The organism is Caballeronia sp. INML3B (genome assembly GCF_023631305.1).
Taxonomy (GTDB): Bacteria; Pseudomonadota; Gammaproteobacteria; order Burkholderiales; family Burkholderiaceae; genus Caballeronia; species Caballeronia turbans.
The window spans coordinates 1-20,085 of record NZ_JALQDI010000043.1; the positions used below are offsets into that span (position 1 = coordinate 1).

A 20,085-nucleotide genomic window follows, 5' to 3' on the forward strand; every position below is an offset into this window, starting at 1 on the left:
ATTTACTCCATCCAAAGATGGAAAAACCTTCCTCTGATACTTCGTGTGAGACTCTTGATACTTTCGCTATATCCAGCTCCGAAGAACCAGACCGCACTCAACATCAAGCGCCCACACTTATCGGCTGTTAGTTTTTAAAGAGCACATCGCAAGACCCCTACCTCACCTTCCGTCTTGCGTCGCTGCATCAGCAGCAGAGAAACGAGATTATGACGGGCCGATGACGTCCTCGCAAGCCCCCTTCGCAAATTTTTTTCTAAGGCCACAGGGGCGTCAAAGAATGCCATGTCCAGGCCAAGGCGTTGCGAGCGCGAAGAGCCATGACTGATCTTCCCGTGCCCGATAACCAGCCGACGGTTCAGCTTCCAAAGAACGGCGTGCAGAATCCCGCAGGCCCGACGCAATCCGACGCCGGCATCGAACCGTGCTGCCTCCACATGGGCGCACGCATCGAGCCGGAACCGGAAGACGCGCCGCCGGCACCCGTGCCGCCATATGCTTCGTTCGTTTCCTTCGTGTTCTGTTGCGCAGCGACCTTCGCTTCCGCGGCCTGAATATCCGCGGGATAGTTGGCTTGCTCTCCCACCGCTGGCGAATAGCCTGCCTGTTCGAGCTGGACTAGCTCGGCCTTCACTTGCGCGCGCGTCAACGGGCCGTTCTGGCTCTGCGCAAAAACGAACGTGGGCGCAGCGACCACGGCGAGGGACACGACGAATTTGGCGATAGCGTTCATGATGTTCACACTCCGACAGAAAGGTTGACCGGATCGCACGCGATCCACGAACCTCATCGAACGCACAGGGCCCTTGCGCGGCTTCGACTCACTCGAATCAGTTTCAAGCGTTGAGGCTTCGATTGGTTAACCCGGGGACGTCGCGATCTATTCCCGCGGCGATGCACGTTTTCAGCCGACGGGCGTCGGCATCAACGGGAGAGATGAAGGAGAGAAAGCGCGGAGGACGAGCCGGATGAGGAGTCCGGCAAGGCGCCAGCCAGCACCCGTCCACCGCGATCGAATTGTGACGCAAGGCAGCGTGAAGATCATCGCTGCTCGCGTTGAAGATGCCTTGCCTATCTCGCAACAATGAAGCGCGCGAATCCGATGCTCAATGCGCGTCCGGCACGAGATGCACGCGTTTCTCGGTCGCGGCTTCGACGGCCTTACGGGAATACAGCAACGGGAAGTACTGTCCGTCGAGCCACATCTGCGCGAGATCACGGTAATGCGGGCTATCCGGGTCACCCGACTCGCCAGGCAGATTCACCGCACGCGAGCCGTCCCAGTTGCCGACATCGACGACCACACGAAACGAAGGCCCGTTGGTCTCGCGGAAATCGTTCGCGCGATACGTCGACTGATTCGGCGTATACGCGCTGCCGCCCTTTCCGATTGGCCCGACGTTGAGCTTCGCGCGCATATCCGCATCGACGACATCGGCCAAAGGATGCGCGTTCATGTTCGTCTGCAGCTTTCCCCATTGCCACTGGCTTGCATCGTCGCCTTGCAGATGCCGCATTTCCACATAGGCATCGTGCAGGCTCGACATCAGCACGGCATTGCGTTTGGCTTGAGCGTTATCGCCGAAACGCGCCTCAGGGTGTTCGAGCGTGTCGAGCATCACGGCTGTATCGGGTGCGCCGAACGATGCCGCCGCGTTCTTCGGCAAGACCGCTTCCTTGAATGTGCGTCCGAGATGCCGCGACAGCCACACCTCTTCGAGCGCGGCTTGCGGCGAATCGGCGCCCATGTGTGCATCCCAGCCCTTGAGCATCGCGAGTGCGGCGCGCGTGTCTTCGTCATCGCTCGACAGCGGCGCGAGCAATGCGACGAGTCTGCGCGCCGGAATCGAAACGATATCGTTCTGCAAGCGCTCCGAGTCTTCGATCGACACCTTGGGCAGCGACTTCAACACTTCATCGATACGCTGATGTCGCGACCCGTTGGTCCATTCGAAACCGAGCTTGCGCTCGGCATACGGATAAGCCGCCGGCAAATTCATTTCATTCGACGTAGTGAAATAGGCTTGCGCAGGGTTATAGACCGAAGGCATCGCATCGCGCGGCCAGAAGCCCGCCCATTCATAGCGGCCATCGCCGGGCACGGGCATGAGGCCGTCCCAGTTCGGGCGTATCGGCGCAAGCCCGCTCGGGACCCAGCCTATGTTGCCGTCCTTGTCCGCGTAGACCTGATTGACGGTCGGCGCGCCCCAGGTCGCGAGCGATGCCTTGAATTGCGCGTAGTTCTTCGCGCGCATGTAGCGCATCGAATCGAAGTATGGCGACATCCCCGGCGACAGCCACGCGGTACGCACCGCGAATGCGCGATGCCTGGTTTCCTCCGTATAGATCACAGGGCCGTGACGCGTGAATAACAGATCGACCGTGACAGGCGATCCGTTGCGCACCGCGACCTGTTCGTGCACGACGCGCATCGGCTCCCACTTGCCCTTGTAGCGATACTGCCGCGGATTCGCGGGATTCAGCTCATACACATAGAGATCTTCCTGATCGATATTGAAGATCGTGAGCCCGTAAGCGATCGAACCGTTATGCCCGATCGAAATGCCCGGCGCGGAAGGCTCGCCCGCGCCGATGATATCGAGCGTCGGCGTGCTGATCTGCTGGATGTATCGAAGGCTCGGCGCCGCGTACGCGCGGTGCGGATCGTTCGCCATGATCGCGCGGCCCGTCGCCGACTTCGATGGCGCGATGACCCAGTTGTTGCTGCCTTCGGTGACTTCCTCGGGATTGTCGGCTGCGGCGATCATCGTCGCCGATGCATCCGCGCTCTTCATCGACTCCTTCGTTACGCGCACGCCTTGCGTCGCGAGCGTGAAGACCTTGAGCACGTCATCGGGGAGGCATGGATCGAGGCCGGCAGGCATCTGGGCTTTCCAAGGCGGCTGCAGCCCGAAGCGCACGGAATCAGCATCGAGCGAACTCTTGCACGCCACACGCGCACGCGCGACTTCACTCGTCAGATTTCGCGTGAGACCGTGACTGCGAATGCGCACGATGTCGTTCGCATTCCATTTCGCCGGCCAATAGCCGATCTTGCGAAACTCATAGGGCATGCGGTCCGGATGCGCTGCGAGCCAGTCGATGTACGCGTTGACGCCTGCGGCAAAGCGCACGGCAGCAGGCTTTGCATCGGGACCATAACGCTGCCATTCGGTCGCCATGTCGCCGCGATAGAGAAAGAGCCGTGTCGCCTTGTCCTGCTCCACGTAGGCCGGGCCGAACACTTCCGACAGCTCACCGAGTCCCCGCCTGCGCCATAGATCGATCTGAAACATACGGTCGCGTGCGGCATTAAAGCCTTGTACAAAGAACGCATCGCTGTCGTTGGCCGCGAAGATATGCGGTACACCCCAGTGGTCGATCAGAATGTCCGATGGCTGCGAGAGTCCCGCTACAGCGATCGTTTCGTCGGCGAGAGCATCAGCCAGCGCGACTCGGGCCGCAAGCGGTCCGCAGAGCGATGCACCGATCATCAGTGCGAGCAGGCGTTGTCTCTTCCTTCCCTTCATCTTGGCGTCTCCTTTTTTTATCGGTATTGATTCGAGTCACGCGGATATCGCAATGTAATGCGAATGCACAGCACGCGCAAAGGTGGACTTGTCCTGCCAGACTGGATTTCGATACACGAAGTAGCGCACGCACGAGAATGCAAGCACATCCCGCGTGTCATTTTTACTCATACCGTCCATGCGACTTGCCGGTATTTACTTCCTCGCTACCGGTTCGTGACCGAGCGTACGAATCCATCGCTCCGAGCGCCCGTTCCCCGCTTTCATTCGGCAGACGCCTTGCCGACGCAGTCCTCTTCTATCCTTGTCTTGAACGCCGAAGCGCGGGCCCCAGGCGCGCTCCGATTGACAGCAACCAAGCGCCTCGTTTATTGTTTGGTAGACCAACCAAATGAAAGACAACCTGATCATGGAGTACGCCATGAGCCGCATCACCGGCATACCGTTCTATCTACTTTTCGCCGCGGCACTCGCGGCGTGCTCTCATCAGGACCGCGACGTCTATCAGGGCTATGTCGAGGGAGAGTTCGTCTACCTCGGCTCGTCGCAATCCGGCAAGCTCGCCACATTGTCCGTCGCCCGCGGGCAAACGCTTAAAGCGGGCGCGAGCACGTTCGCGCTCGAATCCGTCGATGAAACCGCGGCACTCGATCAGGCGCAACGCCAGTTGACTGCCGCGCAGTCGCAACTCGAAGACATCCTCACAGGTAAGCGCGCACCCGAAATCGCTTCGGTGCGCGCGCAACTCGCGCAGGCACGCGCGAACGCCCGCAAGGCCGCATTGCAACTGAGCCGCGACGAAGCGCAGTTCAGTGCAGGCGGCATCGCAAAAGGACAACTCGACGATTCGCGCGCCAATGCCGATGCTGCCGCTGCGCAAGTGCGCGATCTCGCCGAACAAGTCGACATCGCACGCTTGCCCGGGCGTCCTCAGCAGATCGAAGCGCAGCGCGCGCAAGTGGCCGCCGCGAAGGCGTTCGTCGTCCAGGCTCAATGGAAAGTCGATCAAAAGCGTGTCGCGGCGCCAGCGGACGGACTCGTGTACGACACGCTCTATCGCGTCGGAGAATGGGTGCAGGCTGGCACGCCCGTCGTGCAGATGCTGCCGCCGCAGAACGTGAAGGTTCGCTTCTTCGTGCCAGAGAGCGCAGTGGGCGGTCTCGCGGCGGGGCGCGCCGTATCGATTCATTGCGACGGCTGCGCGCAAGACGTGCCCGCGACGATCTCCTACGTGTCGAATCAGGCGGAATACACGCCGCCCGTGATCTATAGCAACGAAAACCGCTCGAAGCTCGTGTTCATGATCGAGGCGCATCCGCAACGGGCCGATGCAGCGAAGCTCCATCCCGGCCAACCCGTCGCGGTGAGGGTGCAATGAACGCGCAAGACACACCTTACGTCATCGACGTACACAATCTCAACAAGCGTTTCGGCGACAAGCACGTCGTCAACGATGTGTCGTTGCAGGTCGCGCGCGGCGAGATCTTCGGCTTTCTCGGCCCGAACGGCAGTGGCAAGACAACCTCCATCCGCCTGATGTGCGGCCTGCTCACGCCCGATTCGGGTAGCGGCACGTGTCTCGGCTACGACATCGTCCGCGAAAGCGAAGAGATCAAGCGCAACGTCGGCTATATGACGCAGCGTTTCTCGTATTGGGAAGACCTGACGATCCGCGAGAATCTCGACTTCGTTGCGCGCATCTATCAAATGGAAAACCGCCGCGAAGCCGTGGACCGCGCGCTCGAAGCGCTGGGTTTGCAAAGCCGCGCGAAGCAACTGACGGGTTCGCTCTCGGGCGGATGGAAGCAACGCCTCGCGCTCGCCGCATGCATGTTGCACGAGCCGAAACTGCTGCTGCTCGATGAACCGACCGCGGGCGTCGATCCCACCGCGCGCCGCGACTTCTGGGAAGAGCTGCATCGGCTCGCGGCGAAAGGCATTTCCGTTCTCGTCAGCACGCATTACATGGACGAAGCCGAGCGCTGTCACAAGCTCGCGTATATCGCATACGGCAAGCTGCTCGCGCAAGGCACCGCGAACGAGGTCATCGCGTCGCAAAACCTCGCGACGTGGAGCATTCACGGCGAGCATCTCAGCGCGCTCTCCGAGCGCTTGCGCAAGACACCGGGCATCGATCAGACGGTCGTGTTCGGCTCGGCGCTCCATGTGAGCGGCAGCGATCATGCCGCGCTGGAACAGGCCGTGCGTGATGCGACGAAAGACGCCGCAACGCGTGCGGAGCCCATCGAAACCGGGCTCGAAGACGTCTTCATCTATCTGATGAGCCGCTCGACCGACAACTTCAAGGTGAGGTCATGAAGGCCGGCGATCGCATCGCGCTCTTCGCGCGCTTCTCCGTCACGCGCTGGTGGAGCATTGTGATCAAGGAGTTTCTGCAGCTTCGGCGCGACCGCATCACATTCGGCATGATCATCGGCTTGCCGATCGTGCAGCTCGCGCTCTTCGGTTACGCGATCAACACGGACCCGAAGCATCTGCCCACCGCCGTGATCGTCGGCGATCAAAGCCCGTTTTCGCGCAGCTTCATCGCTGCGATGGAGCACTCCGACTACTTCGATATCGTCGACACGCTGCCCGACGACGAAGCCGGCCGCCGCGCGCTCGCACAAGGCCGCGTGCTTTTCGTGCTCAGCATTCCAGCCGATTTCTCGCGCAAGCTGTTGCGCGGCGAGCGGCCAGCGCTGCTCGTCGAAGCCGACGCCACCGATCCAAACGCGGTCAGCAAAGCGAGCAATTCACTGTCAGCGCTCGTGCAATCCGTGGCAAGCAAGGACCTCACCGGCCCGCTCGCGCGCTTGAACGGCACGCCCGCCGCTTTCGACGTGCAGATCCACAACCTCTATAACCCCGAAGGCATCACGCAATACAACGTCGTGCCTGGCCTGATGGGCGTGATCCTCACGATGACGCTCGTGATGATGACAGGCCTTGCGATGACACGCGAACGCGAACGCGGCACGATGGAGAACCTGCTCGCGACACCGGTGCGCCCCGTCGAAGTGATGACGGGCAAGATCGTGCCCTACGTATTCATCGGCCTCATTCAGGCATCGATCATTCTCGCGGCCACGCGCTTCGTGTTTCATGTGCCGCTCGTCGGCAATCCGCTCGCAATCTACCTCGCCGCGCTGCTGTTCATCGCCGCGAATCTGACGGTGGGCATCACGCTGTCGTCGCTCGCGCAGAATCAGCTTCAGGCGATGCAACTGACCATGTTCTACTTCCTGCCGAACATTCTGCTTTCGGGCTTCATGTTTCCATTCGCGGGCATGCCCGCGTGGGCCCAGTTCATCGGCAATCTGCTGCCGCTCACTTACTTCAATCGCCTGATACGCGGCATTCTGCTCAAGGGCAACGGCTGGGCGGACCTGTGGCCTTCGGTCTGGCCGATGGTCCTCTTCACCGTCATCGTGATGGGTATTGCGCTGCGCTTCTACCGGCGCACGCTCGATTAGGGAGACGTCGATGAAACCGCTTCTTCCGCTTTGTGTGCTCGTGCTGTGCGGCTGCACTGTCGGCCCCGACTTTCACGCGCCCGCGCCCCCCGCTACGCAGACCTATGTCAAAACGACTGTCGCGGCGCAAAGCTTTCCCGCCATTGATCACGCGTTGCCGCGCTGGTGGACGCAGTTCGGCTCGGATGCGCTAAACCGCCTCGTCGATCGCGCATTGAGCGACAGTCCCACGCTCGAGCAAGCCCGTGCGAAGCTCGTGCAAGCGCGTGAAGACTACCGCGCGCAAGCGGGCGCGACGTACTTCCCCGCCATCGACGCCTCGGTCTCCGGCACGCGCCAGAAGGTGGACCCGGCCGCGTTCGGCGTGCCCATTCCGAGCCCCGGCCCCTTCACGCTCTACGATGCATCGGTCAGCGTGTCGTACACGCTCGATATCTTCGGCGGCGAGCGGCGGGCGCTCGAAGCGTTGCGCGCGCAAGTGGACTACCAGTCCTTCGAACTCGATGCGGCGCGTCTCTCGATCGCGGGCAATGTCGTCGCCGCCGCGATCCGGCGCGCTTCAGTGCAGCAACAGATCACGCTTACCGAGCGCCTCGTCGATGCACAGATGCGGCAACTGTCGATCATGGAAGGCCGACTGCAAGCGGGCGGCGTCGCGCTGTTCGATGTGCGCAGCCAGCGCACGCTCGTCGAGCAGACGCGCGCGAATCTGCCATCGCTCGTCACGCAACGCGATCAGGCCGATCACCGGCTTGCGGTATTGATCGGCGTCGAGCCTTCCGTCGCCGACTTCGATGCGATCACGCTCGACTCGCTGCGTCTGCCAGACAGCGTTCCGCTCACGCTGCCTTCGACGCTCGCCCGCGAACGTCCCGACATCCGTGCATCGGAAGCGTTGCTGCATCAGGCGAGCGCGAATGTCGGCGTGGCCACGGCCGATCTCTATCCGAAGTTCTCGCTTTCGGCGGGCGTGGGAACCCAGCGCACGAACATCCACGACATGCTCAATAGCCTGAACGTATGGAATGTCGGCCTGAATCTCACGCAGCCGCTGTTTCATGGTGGCGAACTGCGCGCGAAGAAGCGTTCGTCGGAAGCGGCTTACGATGCAGCCATGCAAGCCTATCGACAAACCGTGCTGGACGCGCTTCAGCAAGTCGCCGACAGCCTGACGGCGCTTCAGAACGATGGCGATGCATTGCAAGCGCGCCGCGTAGCAGCAAACCAGGCGCAAGCGAATCTCGATACCAACAACGCGCGGTATGCGGCAGGCGGCGTGAGCCGTTTCGATTTGCTCGACACGCAACGCCAGGCGCTGCAAACGCAACTCGATTACGCGCTCGCGCAAGCGAGCCGCCTGTCTGATACGGCCGCGCTCTTTCAGTCGCTAGGCGGCGCCGGCGAGGACACGAAAGCTGCGATCAAACCGGTTGCATCGACTAATTAGCGAGCGTCCCGAGCCGATGCTTGAGCACCTTGCCGCTCGCCGACACCGGCAGCGCACCGAGAATGCGGATCGAGGAAGGCCGCTTGTACGGCGCGAGCCGAGCGCTCACCCACTGAGCGAGTTCGTCTTCATCCGCCGTGCAGCCTGGCCTCAGTTCGACGAACGCGAGCACGTCCTCGTTGCCCCGCGCGCTTCGCCCGATCACGGCGGAATGCAGCACGGCGGGATGACTGTTGAACGCCTGCTCCACTTCGGCGGGATGCACATTGAAGCCCGAACGGATGATGAGCTCCTTGCTGCGTCCGACGATATACAGATTGCCGTCCTCGAAGTGCGCGAGATCGCCGGTCTTGAGCCATCCGTCCGTCGTCACCGTGGCGGCCGTTTGCACCGCATCACGGTAATAGCCGAGCATCACGTTCGGGCCGCGCACCCATAGTTCGCCGGTGTCGTCGCTCTCGCTCTCACGCGCGAGCGGCACGATGCGCGCCTCGACGCCGGGAATCAACGGGCCCACGGACGAATCGCGCGCCGGCGCATCGAGCAGCGTGTTCGACACCGTCGGGCTGCTTTCTGTCATGCCGTAACCGTTGTGCAAGGGCACGCCGTAAAACGCTTCGGCAGCGGACTTGAGTGTCGTGTCGAGCGGCGAGCCGCCGCTATAGACGAATCGCAGCGAGGGTGCATTCAGGCCGCCGCGTGGCGTGAAATGATCGATCAGCTTCGCGTGCATCGCGGGCACGCCCTGAAAGATCGTCATGCGTTCCTCGCTGAGCACGCGTCCCGCGCGCTTGGCGTCGAAGCGCGCCGCGAGCCGCAGCGTCGCGCCCGCATAGAGCGAGCCGAGACACATGGATGCAAGACCGAACACATGCGAGATCGGCAACACGGCATACACGCGATCGTCGGAACCCACACGGCGCAGCGTGCTCGACACCGCGGCGACGAAGAGCAGATTGCGATGCGACAGCATTACGCCTTTCGGTGCGCCTGTCGTGCCGGTCGTGTAGATGAGCGCCGCGCACTGCTGGTCCGAAGGCAGGCCGTGCGGTTCTTGCGCGGAAGTCGTTTCGATGGCGCTCAGCGCAAACGCACCGATCGGCGTTGCTTCGAGCGATTCGACCACGGCACCATCGCGTTGCGCGTGACGCGCGGCATCGTCGGATGCTTCCACGGTATAGAGGGCGATGCGCGGCGTCGCATGCGCGCGGATCGCATCGAGTTCGACAGGGGACAGTCGCGCATTCGCGACGAGCGCCCATGCGTCGAGACGGCTCACGGCAAAGAGCGATGCGACGAGCGCGACGCTGTTTTCGCCGGTCAGCATCACGCGGTCGCCGGCTCGTACGCCCGCAGCCGCAAGACGCGCGGCGAGCGCATCGACGGCATCGTCGAGTTGCGCATAGGTCAGCGTCCGCGCGTCTTCATGCAACGCAATGTGATCGGGATGCGCCTTCGCGCCGCGCGAGACGATCGCGTCGATGCGCGACGGCAGCGACGCAATGAGCGTGTTCGTATCCATATCGAGCGATAGCGTTCGTGACTTTCAGGCACGCATGATAACGCTCGTGCATCATCCTGCGAAACGCGGCTCGGGAATGCCACGCACGCCGAGACCCGTCACTGCGAACAAGCCGCCCTTGTCCCGCTCTTTCTGCGGAATGCCCCACATTGGGCGGCCCATCGTCGATACATAGAGGATGTCGAGATTCGGCCCGCCGAACATCACGCTCGTCAGATTGCGCACCGGAAACGGCACGATGCGATCGAGCTTCCCGTCAGGCGCAAAGCGCAGGATGCGCCCGCCGAACACGAGCGCGGACCAGACATAGCCTTCCTCGTCCACGGTCGCGCCATCGAACGTGCCCGCCATGTCATGCGCGGATGCGAAGAGGCGCTTGTTCGTCGCCGCGCCCGTTTCGATGTCGTAGTCGTATGCGTACATCTCCTTGCTGTACGTGTCTGTGAAGTAGAACGTCTGGTCGTCGGGGCTCCAGCATGGACCGTTCGAACAACTGATGCCGCTATCGAGTCGCGCGACCCTGCCGTCCGTATCGAGCCGGTAGAGACCGCCGCTGCGCGTGGAGCGCTGACCGCGATCGGCGTCGTAGCGATCGAAATCGTAGGACATCGTCCCCGCGACGAAGCGGCCACGTCGATCCACCTTGCCGTCGTTGAAACGCGTCTCGGGATCGTCGCTTTCCGGATCGGCGATGAACTGCACAGTCTGCGCGTCGAAGTCGTAGAAATGCAGGCCGTTCGCGAGCGCGACCACCGCGCCGCCTTGCTCGCGCAATGCCATCGATCCGATATGACGCGGCACGAAATAGCGCTTTACGTCACTGCCATCCGCGCGGCAGCTATAGATCTCTGCGGCGGTGCTGTCGATCCAGTACAGGCGTTCCTCCTTGACGTCCCAGAGCGGCCCTTCGCCGAGGTGATTGTTCGCATCGACCAGCAAGCGTACTTCGGCCATCGTCATCTCCTTTGGTTAGTCGTCACCGTCCTTGACATCGCGCCGGTGCGCGAGCAGCGCCATCAGGCGTCGATCGCGCCAGCGGCTGCGTTCCTCGATGCTTTCGCGCGGCAGCACGGCGCGGCGTTCCGCATCGAGCCTGTGAAGCGTATCGGCGGACCAGTCGAACGGCGTGCGCCCCGACGCAATCGTGCGATACGTGCCGCCGTAGCGCGCTGCGTAATCCGCCACGCCGCCGGGCGCGTTCAGGTCGATCGTTTCGAACGGCCCCATGAACGACCAGCGCATCGCAAGGCCGTCGCGAATCACGGTGTCGAGATCGGCGGCGCTCGCATAGCCTTGTTCATAGAGGCTCAACGCTTCGTCGAGCAGCGCGCCTTGCAGTCGATTGAGCAAGAACCCCGAGATTTCCCCGTTGACGGTCACGGGCTTTTGTCCCGCCCGTTCATAGATGGCACGGGCGCGCTCCACCGCTTCATGCGCGGTCCACGGCGCGCCGCACAACTCGACGAGCGGCACGAGCGAAGGCGGATTGACCGGATGCGCGACGAGGCAGCGCGCGCGGCCTGCAATACCCTCCGTGAATGTCGATGCGGGCAGTCCCGAGGTCGAACTTGCAAGCAGCGCATCAGGCTTCGTCAGACGATCCAGTTCGACGAACAACGCGCGTTTCGCTTCCACCACTTCCGCAATGTTCTCCTGCACGAGATCCGCATCGGCGACGGCGTCGGCCAGGCTTTCGCATGCGGTGATGCGCGAGACGATCGTATCGACGGGTTCGTCGATCAGGTGAAAGGACGCGAGATCCTGCAGGCTTTCGCGGATCGACGGAATCGCGCCCGCGAGCATGTCCTTCGATGCATCGTGAATCTTCACGTCGAAACCGCTCTTCGCGAATACGATCGCCCACGCGCGGCCGATGCGGCCCGAGCCGATCACCGCAATGTTCTTCGCTTGCATCTGTGTCTGTTCCTCATTCGAGTTGGTTCAGCCTTTCTTGTCCCGCAGCGTGATGACAGCCGCCAGCACGACGAGTCCGTTGATGATGTCCCGCACCGCGGGCGGCACGGTGGTTCCCGCAAGCAAGGTCCCGAGCGCCGTGAGCAGCAACGCACCGCCGAACACGCCGAGATAGTGGCCGCGTCCACCGGTGATGAGCGCGCCGCCGACCACGACCACGGCAATCGACGGCAGCAGATACGGATCGCCCATGCCGAGGAACGCTTGCGAGCTGAACCCCGCGAGCAGCAGGCCGACGATCGCCGAGCAAAGACCGGAGAGGCAATATACGGCGATCAACGTGTTGCCTACGCGCACGCCCGAGAGCTTCGCCGCGACGGGCGAATTGCCGAGCGCATACACGCGCCGCCCGAACGGCGTGCGATGCAACAGCAACAACGCGACGACGAGAAACACCGGCACGCTCCACGCCGCGAGCGACAGCGGCCCGACTCGACCGTTGGTGAATTCGCTGATCGACGAGGGTGACCATCCTTGCGGCGAGCCGTTGCAATAGATCAGCGTCAGCCCTTGCAGCAAGCCATTCGCAGCAAGCGTGACGACGATGGGCGGCAAGCCGAGCATGACGACGCCCACGCCGTTGAACACGCCCACGAGCAACCCGACGAGCAGCACCATCGGCACCGCCCACGCGGCCGCGCCGTTCATGCCGTGCGTGAGTCCTGTCAACAGGACGCCGGATAGCGTGATGAGCCAGGGCATCGAGAGATCGAGTCCGCCCGTCAGAATCACCGCACCCTGCCCCAGCCCGAGAATCGCGAGGAACAAGGTCAACGTGAGCAGGCTGCTGTAGAAGTTCGCGCTGACGAGCACGCCGGGACCATAGACGAAGCCCGTGATGATGACGACCGCAAAGAACAGCAGATACGCCGGAACGACATATTTGACCCATTCGCGATTGCGCTCGATCCAGTCGGCGATCGGACGGCCCTTCAACTCCGTGTTCTCGACCGGACGAAAATCGTCGACCTCGAACGTGACGCGTCGCGCGTTTCTGTCGTCGCGCGCCCGTGTTCCCGTTCGCATCGCCTTGAACCACTGCGCCGCATGACGGGCGGATTCGTGCGCCGCCGACTGCTTGCCGATCGACGAACCGAGCACCGCGAGCATCAGGATCACGGCTTCAGCGATCGTCGTGAAGAACGCCGACACGTTCAGCACGAGCAGGATGTTCACGGTGATCATCAGCGTCATCGCGGCGAACACGGTGCCGACGCAACCGCCGCGCCCGCCGCCAAGCAGCGTGCCGCCGAGCACGACGGCAGTGAACATCGAAAGCAGCAAGGGACGACCGACGAGCGGATCGGCCGAACCCGTCTGCGCCGATACATACAGGCCCGCCGCCGCGTAGAACATGCCTGCGAGCGCATACGTCGAGATGCGATAGCGCGTGACCGGCATGCCGTTCGCATACGCGCCGTCAGGATCGCTTCCGAGCGCATAAAGCCCCACGCCAAAGCGCGTGCGCTTGATGAACGACCAGATCAGCAACGCGAGAATCAGCAAGGCGGCCGACATCGGCATCTTGTCGGCAATGAGATCGGCCGTGAGCACCGCGCCGAACTGATCGCCAACGCTGCCGCCCGGCTTGTTCTGAATCAGCAGCGTGAGGCCTTGCACCATGAACATCGTCGCGAGCGTGACGACGATGGATTGCAGGCGAAACCATGCGATCAGCGCGCCGTTCACGAGGCCGATACCGCCGCCGATCGCGAGAATCAGCGCGGCGCCCGCCCACTGTTCGATGGGTGACCCCTGCACGAAGCGCACCGCGAGCACGTTCGCGAGCGACACGACCGCCGACGCCGACAGATCGAAGCCGCCCGACAACACGACGATCGTCTGCCCGATCGCCGCGAGCGCGAGCGTGGTCGCGCTCGAAATCACCGAGCCGATGTCATAGAGCCCGACGGGCGTCGCGGACAGCGCGACCCATGCGGCGAGCATCGCGAGCAACGCGCTGATCGCGATGATGAGCCCGCGATTATGATCGATGCGCGCGCCCCAACCCAGGCGCGCGCCCGGCCGCACGATCTCGCTTTCGGGCGACGCAACGGCTATCTTCATGAGCAACCTCTCAACTGGAAAGCATCATGCGCATCACGTTCTCTTCGGTGAGCGCATCGCCGCTCAGCTCGCCGACATTGCGGCCGCGATACATCACCGAGACGCGATCGCACACGTTGACGAGTTCGGGCACATCGGTCGAATAGAACAGCACGGAGCCGCCCGCTGCCGCGAACGCGCGCATCAACACGAAGATCTGATGCTTGGTACCGACGTCGATGCCGCGCGTCGGGTCGAACATGAGCCAGACGCGGCTCTGCGTGAGCAGCCATTTCGCCATCGCGATCTTCTGCTGATTGCCGCCCGAGAACGACAGGCACGGCTTGTAGAGCGCGCGCGGATTCACCTCCATCTGCGCGAGCGAGCGGCGTATCGCGGCCTGCTCGCGCTTTCGATCGATAAGGCCGAAGCGCGTATAGCGGCCGATCACCGGCAGGGACACGTTCTCGCCGCCCGGCAGGCGCAGGAACAGGCCTTCGGTCTTGCGATCCTCCGGCAGGAAGCTCGTCGATACGCCGGCCTTCAGCGAATCCGCCGTGCAGGTCAGCGTGACCGGCTTGCCGTCGATGCGTATCTCGCCATCGTCGATATAGGTCGCGCCGAACAGCGCTTCGAACAGCTCGCGTTGCCCCATGCCCTGCAGCGCCGCGATGCCGTGCACTTCGCCAGGCTTCACGGCAAGATCGAAATCGGTCACGACGCCATCGACGCGAACGTTGCGCGTCTCAATCGCGGGCGTCGCGTCGCGCTTCACTGAAGCGACCTTCGGCGGATACTTCGCCTCCATCGACCGGCCGATGACGAGGCGGATCACTTCGTCATCGGAGATATCGGCGGCGTCGAATGCGCCCACGTCGCGGCCATTGCGATACACCGTGAGACTGTCGCAGAACTCGCGCACTTCCTGCATCCGATGCGAGATGAACACGAAGGTCACGTCGCTCGCCTTCAGTTCGTCGATGCGCCTCGACAGCCACGCGACATCGCGTCCCGACAGCGCCGAAGTCGGTTCGTCGAGCAGCAGCACCTTCGGCCGGCGCACGATCGCCTTCGCGATCTCGATCTTCTGCCGCACCGGCAGTGAAAGATCGCGGATATACGCGCCCGGACGCACATCGGACAGTTCGAGCCTGTCGAGCCATTCTGCCGCCTGCCGCTGCGCATCGCGCTTCCTGATGCGCCCGAGAAAACCCGTCGGCTCATACGACATCAGCAGGTTTTGCGCGACCGTGAGATCGCGCACGAGCGTCATCTCCTGAAACGCCGTCTGCACGCCCGCGCGATGCGCGTCTTTCGGGCCGCGCATCGTCACGTCGCGGCCCATCACACGGATGCTGCCCGCGTCCGGCTGCATCAATCCCGACAACAGCTTGACCGTGGTGGACTTGCCCGCGCCGTTCTCGCCGAGCAGCGCATGCACGGCGCCGCGTTTCACCGAGAACGACGCGCCATCGAGCGCGACGGTCGCGCCGAAGCGTTTCGTCACCTTCGACAGATCGATCGCCAGTGATGCGTCGTTCATCGCCATGCCTCAGTCCTGATTACCTGTCAGAGCCGCGTTGAAGCCCACTTCCTTCGTGTCTTCCGAGTAGATGTCCGCGAACCAGCCCGGCGGCACCTTGTCCGGCGGGAACGCCGTGCAGCCCGCCTTCAGCTCGTCGATGCTGCCGGTCTTGCACAGCTTCGACTCCGATGTCAGCACGAGCGGCAGCTTCAGCGTCACGCGCTGCGGAAAGTCGCCGCCATCCAGCTTCTTCACGGCCATCTTGAGCGCCATCGCGCCGGAGTACGGCGGCGCGCCGTAAGAGATCGAGCGATAGCCGATGGAGCGATAGCCGCCCTGCCCCTTCACTTCACCCGGCGGCAGCATCTGCACGCGATGCCCGTTCGACGATTCGCCCGCGCACGGCTTGATCTTGTCGTCGGCGATGCCCGCCTCGAGCTGCATCGACGCGGCCGTGAAGCAGCCCACCTGCATCCACAGGCCGTCGATCTTGTCCCAGCTATTCGTCGCGAGAATCTTCGAGAGCTCGGTCTTCGCGGTCGCCTGGCTCCACATGCCCGTGCCTTCCGCGACGATCTTCATGCCCGGGAACTTCGCGAACACGGCCTTCGCCGCTTCGGTGCGCGCACGGTCCACGGACGTGCCCGGCACCCCCGTGATCATCACGACGTTGCCCTTGCCGTTGAGCGTCTTGGCGAGCCATTCGGCGGTGACGGTGCCGGCCTGATGCTGATCGATCGTGACGTTGTGCGCGCACGGCTCGGTCACTTCGCCGTCATACGCCGCGACGACGACCCCCTTCGAGCACGCATTCTTGATCGCCCGATTGAGCGCGGTCGGCGAGATGGGATAGATGACGATCGCCTTCGCGCCGGCCTGCACCATCGAATTGATCTGCTGGATCTGCTTCTGCGCGTCGGTGCCCGCGACCTGCACTTCGAGATCGACCTTGTCCTTGAGCGCGGGCGTGTTGGCCATCGCCTTCACCATATTCGCGGCTTCCGTCTGCCAGTCGTTGCCGACATAGCTCATCGACAAGAAGATCTTGTACTTGCCGGCCGCGTGCGCCTGGCCCGAGACGGCGAGCGCCGCCGCGAACGCGAGGCCGAGCGCGGCCCGTCCCGCATGACGAATCGACTGCGTCAATGCTTTCATGTCTTCCTCCGGTCTTCGTATGGTTATGAAGCGGGCGCTTCTAGGTTCGGACGTGCGGCAGGCGAGCGCTCGCAGGCAAGGCGATGCCCGCGCTGCCGGGAACGACGTTCGGATCGTGTCCGGGTATGACGAAATCGGCGATCTGGCGAATGCGCGAAAGCGAGCCGATTTCCGCGAGCGTTTCATGCACGATGCCCACCGGCACGAGATCGACGATGTTCTCCATGCAGTTCGCGCAATCGCCCGCGATCAGCACGACGCCTTCTTCCGTATCGACCGCGACGGACTGATGCCCCGGCGTATGGCCCGGCGTCGGCACGACGCGCACGCCGGGCACGATATCGGTCACGCCGTTCACGAACTGCCAGCGAAAATACGCGAGCGGCTCGCGGCCGATCAGGAACTCCTGGTAATACGTGGCCTGCGTCGGCAGCGGATGGCCCGCGTATTCCCACTCGGCCGCCTGCACGATGAAACGTGCATTCTTGAAGAGCGTGTTGCCGCCCGAATGGTCGTAATGCAGATGCGTGTTGATGACGATATCGACGTCATCCGCGCTCCAGCCGACGTATTCCTTCAACGCGCGCTCGAGCTTTTCTTCCGGCGCCTGATCGCACGGGCACACGAAGTTCGAGACCCAGCCCGGATCATGAATGCCGGTATCGACGACGATCTTCTTCTGCGCGCCGACGATCGCCGTCGACCACACCGGCACCTTCATCTGCTGGCCGAAGTAGCGGCCATACACCTGCGACGAGCGATCGACGGTGAGCCAGCCCGTCGGCATCGCGACTACTTTCAGCTTCGCGTTCACGATGCCCTCCGTCGTCAGAAATTGGTGTCGCTCGCGCCCTTGAGCGCGAGCATCTCGCGCGCTTCGGCGGGCGTCGCGATATCGAGCGACAGGCCTTCGATCACCTGGCGGATCTTGCGCACCTGCGCCGCGCTCGATTCGGCGAGCTTGCCCGGCTCGATCCACAGCGAGTCTTCGAGGCCGACGCGCACGTTCGATCCCTGCGCGACGCCGATCGAACCGAGCGGAATCTGGTTGCGACCCGCGCCGAGAATCGACCACACGTAGTCCTTGCCGAAGAGCCGATCCGCGGTGCGCTTCATGTGCGCGAGATCTTCGGGATGCGGCCCGATGCCGCCGAGCAGGCCGAACACGCTCTGCACGAAAAACGGCGGCTTCGCGAGCCCGCGATCGACGAAGTGCGCGAGGTTGTACAGATGCGAGATGTCGTAGCACTCGTACTCGAAACGCGTGCCGTTCGCGCTGCACGACGTGAGGATGTATTCGATATCCGCGAAGGTGTTCTTGAACACGAGATCGCGGCTGTTCTCCAAATGCTTGCGCTCCCACTCGTACTTGAGATCCTTGAAGCGCTCCAGCATCGGATAGAGGCCGAAGTTCATCGAGCCCATGTTGAGCGACGCGACTTCCGGTTTGAAGTGATGCGCCGGCTTCAATCTCTCCGCGACGGTCATGTGCGGACTGCCGCCCGTCGTGATGTTGATGACGGCATCGGTATTCGCCTTGATGCGCGGCAGGAACTCCTGAAACACGGCGGGATCCTGCGTCGGATGGCCGTCGTTCGGATCGCGTGCGTGAAGATGCAGAATCGCCGCGCCTTCCTGTGCGGCTGCGAGCGCTGCATCACCGATCTGTTGCGGCGTCAGCGGAAGATACGGCGACATCGAAGGCGTATGGATCGCGCCGGTCGGCGCGCATGTGATGATGACCTTGCGTTTCGTTGCCATGTGATCCTCGTTGTTTTACAGGACTTCCACGTTGCCGCACACCGAGATCGCCTGTCCCGAGATGCCGCTGCCCGCGGGCGAGCACAGAAAGAGCGCGGTGGCCGCGACTTCCTCGGGCGTGGTCATGCGGCGCAGCGAGATCTTCTCGACATATTGCTTCTCCATCTCTTCATACGGCAGGTTCAGTTGCTTCGCGCGTGCGGCGATCACGCGCTCGATGCGCGGTCCTTTCACGATGCCCGGCTGTATCGCATTGACGCGGATATTGGACGGCCCCAGTTCGATCGCAAGACTCTTGGTCATGCCGACGACCGCCCACTTCGTCGCGGCATAAGGCGTGCGGAATGCATAGCCGAGCCGGCCCGCCACCGATGACAACGCGATGATCGTCCCGCCGCCGTGCGCGTCGCGCAGCAGCGGCACTGCGCGGCGGGCGAAGTAGAACTGCGCGTTCAGATTGACATCGACGGTTTGCTCCCACTCCTTCACGTCGAGTTCGTCGATGCCGCCCGTCGGCCCCGCGATGCCCGCGTTGTTCACGAGCACATCGAGTCCGCCGAGTTCGCTCTGCACATCGGCGAACACGCGCTCGACCGCATCCTTGTCCGATACGTCCGCGAGCGTCGACGTGATCGCGTTGCACTCCGCGCTCGCTTCGGCTTTCGTCAGTGCATCGATCGCCTCGGGACTCGCATCGCAGACGTGCACGCGCGCGCCTGCATCGATGAACGCGCGCGCGATCACGAGCCCGATGCCCGATGCGCCGCCCGTGATGAGTACGCGCAGGCCCGCCTGCGGTTTCAGCATCTGAAGAACCGTCATGCATGTCTCCTTTTTTGTTGTCGTTGCGGTACAGCTCAGGCGCTCGCTTCCTTCGACATGTCGCCGCTTTGCAGGCGCTCCTGCAAGTCGGCGGCGGCATCGCCGATGTCTTCTTCGATGCCCGCGCGCGCGCCTTCGCCGTCGCCTCGCCAGAGGGCCTCGACGATATGGCGATGCGCGGCCATCGAACGGCGCATATGGGGAATGTCGGGTGCGACGAGATTCAGGAACGGGCCGATACGCATCCAGAGGTTCTGGATCGTCGCGAGCGTGAGGTCGCTCGCGCCGTGCGCGTAGATGGCGATGTGGAACTCGAAATTGCTGCGCAGATAAGCGGGCACGTCGCCCGCTTCCACATGGGCGTCCATCGTGTCGAAAATCGCCTGCAATGCTTCGAGATGGGCGCGCGTCATGCGCGACGCCGCGCGCTTCGCGACCGCGCCCTCGAGCGCGATGCGCACGTCGCGCAGTTCGTCGAGCAACTCGAGCGTCATCGGCGGGACCATCAGCGCGCGGCCGGGGCCGTCGATCAATGCGCCTTCCGCCTGCAGACGCGTGAGCGCGGCGCGCACCGGCATCGTCGAAGAGCCGACTGCTTCCGCGACGCTGCGCAGGCTCAGCAACTGTCCGGGCGCGAAGCGGCCCGTCATGATCGCTTGCCTCAGTTGCGCATAGACGCGGCCGGCCATCGTTTCGCGTGCAACCAATTCGAGCGCGGGTAAGTCCGTCGTCGAGCGTGTCGCCACAATCTGCCTCCGTACTTTCGTTCGGCTGCTGCAATGTCTGCGTATCGTGTGACCTGTGATCACACATCGAGTGACTAAAGT

Annotated in this window: 16 protein-coding genes; 4 read left to right on the top strand and 12 right to left on the bottom strand. The window is 63.1% G+C overall.

Going from position 1 to position 20,085, the window contains the following annotated elements; all coding sequences use genetic code 11:
- Positions 1-358: 358 nt before the first annotated feature.
- Positions 359-733, bottom strand: coding sequence for a DUF4148 domain-containing protein (locus NCS58_RS20185; RefSeq protein ID WP_086961469.1), 375 nt, complete (start codon positions 731-733; stop codon positions 359-361).
- A 373-nt stretch (positions 734-1,106) separates the two neighbouring features.
- A complete protein-coding gene (locus NCS58_RS20190; RefSeq protein ID WP_061120781.1) occupies positions 1,107-3,530 on the bottom strand; it encodes a penicillin acylase family protein in 2,424 nt (807 codons plus the stop codon).
- Positions 3,531-3,951: 421 nt separating this feature from the next.
- Here NCS58_RS20190 and NCS58_RS20195 point away from each other — a divergent pair, with 421 nt between their 5' ends.
- From NCS58_RS20195 to NCS58_RS20210, 4 genes are read left to right on the top strand one after another with little or no spacing between them, the layout of a single operon-like run.
- Positions 3,952-4,908 (top strand): HlyD family secretion protein, encoded by a 957-nt coding sequence (locus tag NCS58_RS20195; protein ID WP_061120794.1) that lies wholly within the window; start codon positions 3,952-3,954, stop codon positions 4,906-4,908.
- Positions 4,905-5,849, top strand: coding sequence for an ABC transporter ATP-binding protein (locus tag NCS58_RS20200; RefSeq protein ID WP_061120780.1), 945 nt, complete (start codon positions 4,905-4,907; stop codon positions 5,847-5,849). Before NCS58_RS20195 ends, NCS58_RS20200 begins: the two co-directional genes overlap by 4 nt.
- Positions 5,846-7,006 carry an ABC transporter permease gene (locus NCS58_RS20205; RefSeq protein WP_061120779.1) on the top strand — a complete coding sequence of 387 codons (1,161 nt, stop codon included), beginning with the start codon at positions 5,846-5,848 and terminating at the stop codon, positions 7,004-7,006. Before NCS58_RS20200 ends, NCS58_RS20205 begins: the two co-directional genes overlap by 4 nt.
- Before the next feature lie 10 nt (positions 7,007-7,016).
- Positions 7,017-8,453: an efflux transporter outer membrane subunit gene (locus tag NCS58_RS20210; protein ID WP_061120778.1), complete on the top strand. Its 1,437-nt coding sequence runs from the start codon at positions 7,017-7,019 to the stop codon at positions 8,451-8,453.
- Here the strand turns inward: NCS58_RS20210 and NCS58_RS20215 are convergent.
- Genes NCS58_RS20215 through NCS58_RS20260 form a run of 10 tightly spaced genes read right to left on the bottom strand, consistent with a single transcriptional unit; the run spans position 8,446 to position 19,947 of the window.
- Positions 8,446-9,975: a class I adenylate-forming enzyme family protein gene (locus tag NCS58_RS20215; protein ID WP_061120777.1), complete on the bottom strand. Its 1,530-nt coding sequence runs from the start codon at positions 9,973-9,975 to the stop codon at positions 8,446-8,448. The genes NCS58_RS20210 and NCS58_RS20215 overlap by 8 nt on opposite strands.
- A gap of 51 nt (positions 9,976-10,026) precedes the next feature.
- A complete protein-coding gene (locus NCS58_RS20220; protein ID WP_061120793.1) occupies positions 10,027-10,929 on the bottom strand; it encodes an SMP-30/gluconolactonase/LRE family protein in 903 nt (300 codons plus the stop codon).
- 15 nt (positions 10,930-10,944) lie between these two features.
- Positions 10,945-11,889, bottom strand: a complete 945-nt coding sequence (locus NCS58_RS20225) for a 3-hydroxyacyl-CoA dehydrogenase (RefSeq protein WP_061120776.1) — start codon at positions 11,887-11,889, stop codon at positions 10,945-10,947.
- Between the two features lie 27 nt (positions 11,890-11,916).
- A complete protein-coding gene (locus tag NCS58_RS20230) occupies positions 11,917-14,016 on the bottom strand; it encodes an ABC transporter permease (protein WP_061120775.1) in 2,100 nt (699 codons plus the stop codon).
- A gap of 10 nt (positions 14,017-14,026) precedes the next feature.
- A complete protein-coding gene (locus NCS58_RS20235) occupies positions 14,027-15,538 on the bottom strand; it encodes a sugar ABC transporter ATP-binding protein (RefSeq protein ID WP_250538867.1) in 1,512 nt (503 codons plus the stop codon).
- A gap of 9 nt (positions 15,539-15,547) precedes the next feature.
- The gene (locus tag NCS58_RS20240) at positions 15,548-16,675 is read right to left on the bottom strand and encodes a sugar ABC transporter substrate-binding protein (RefSeq protein ID WP_061120774.1); all 1,128 of its coding nucleotides are present in this window, start codon (positions 16,673-16,675) and stop codon (positions 15,548-15,550) included.
- Positions 16,676-16,715: 40 nt separating this feature from the next.
- Complete coding sequence (locus tag NCS58_RS20245) at positions 16,716-17,489, bottom strand: N-acyl homoserine lactonase family protein (protein WP_061120773.1); 774 nt, start codon at positions 17,487-17,489, stop codon at positions 16,716-16,718.
- A 14-nt stretch (positions 17,490-17,503) separates the two neighbouring features.
- On the bottom strand, positions 17,504-18,436 hold the full coding sequence (locus NCS58_RS20250; protein ID WP_061120772.1) for a 3-keto-5-aminohexanoate cleavage protein: 933 nt from the start codon (positions 18,434-18,436) through the stop codon (positions 17,504-17,506).
- A gap of 15 nt (positions 18,437-18,451) precedes the next feature.
- Positions 18,452-19,258 (bottom strand): SDR family oxidoreductase, encoded by an 807-nt coding sequence (locus NCS58_RS20255; protein ID WP_061120771.1) that lies wholly within the window; start codon positions 19,256-19,258, stop codon positions 18,452-18,454.
- Between the two features lie 35 nt (positions 19,259-19,293).
- Positions 19,294-19,947, bottom strand: a complete 654-nt coding sequence (locus tag NCS58_RS20260; protein ID WP_061120791.1) for a GntR family transcriptional regulator — start codon at positions 19,945-19,947, stop codon at positions 19,294-19,296.
- Between the last annotated feature and the right edge of the window lie 138 nt (positions 19,948-20,085).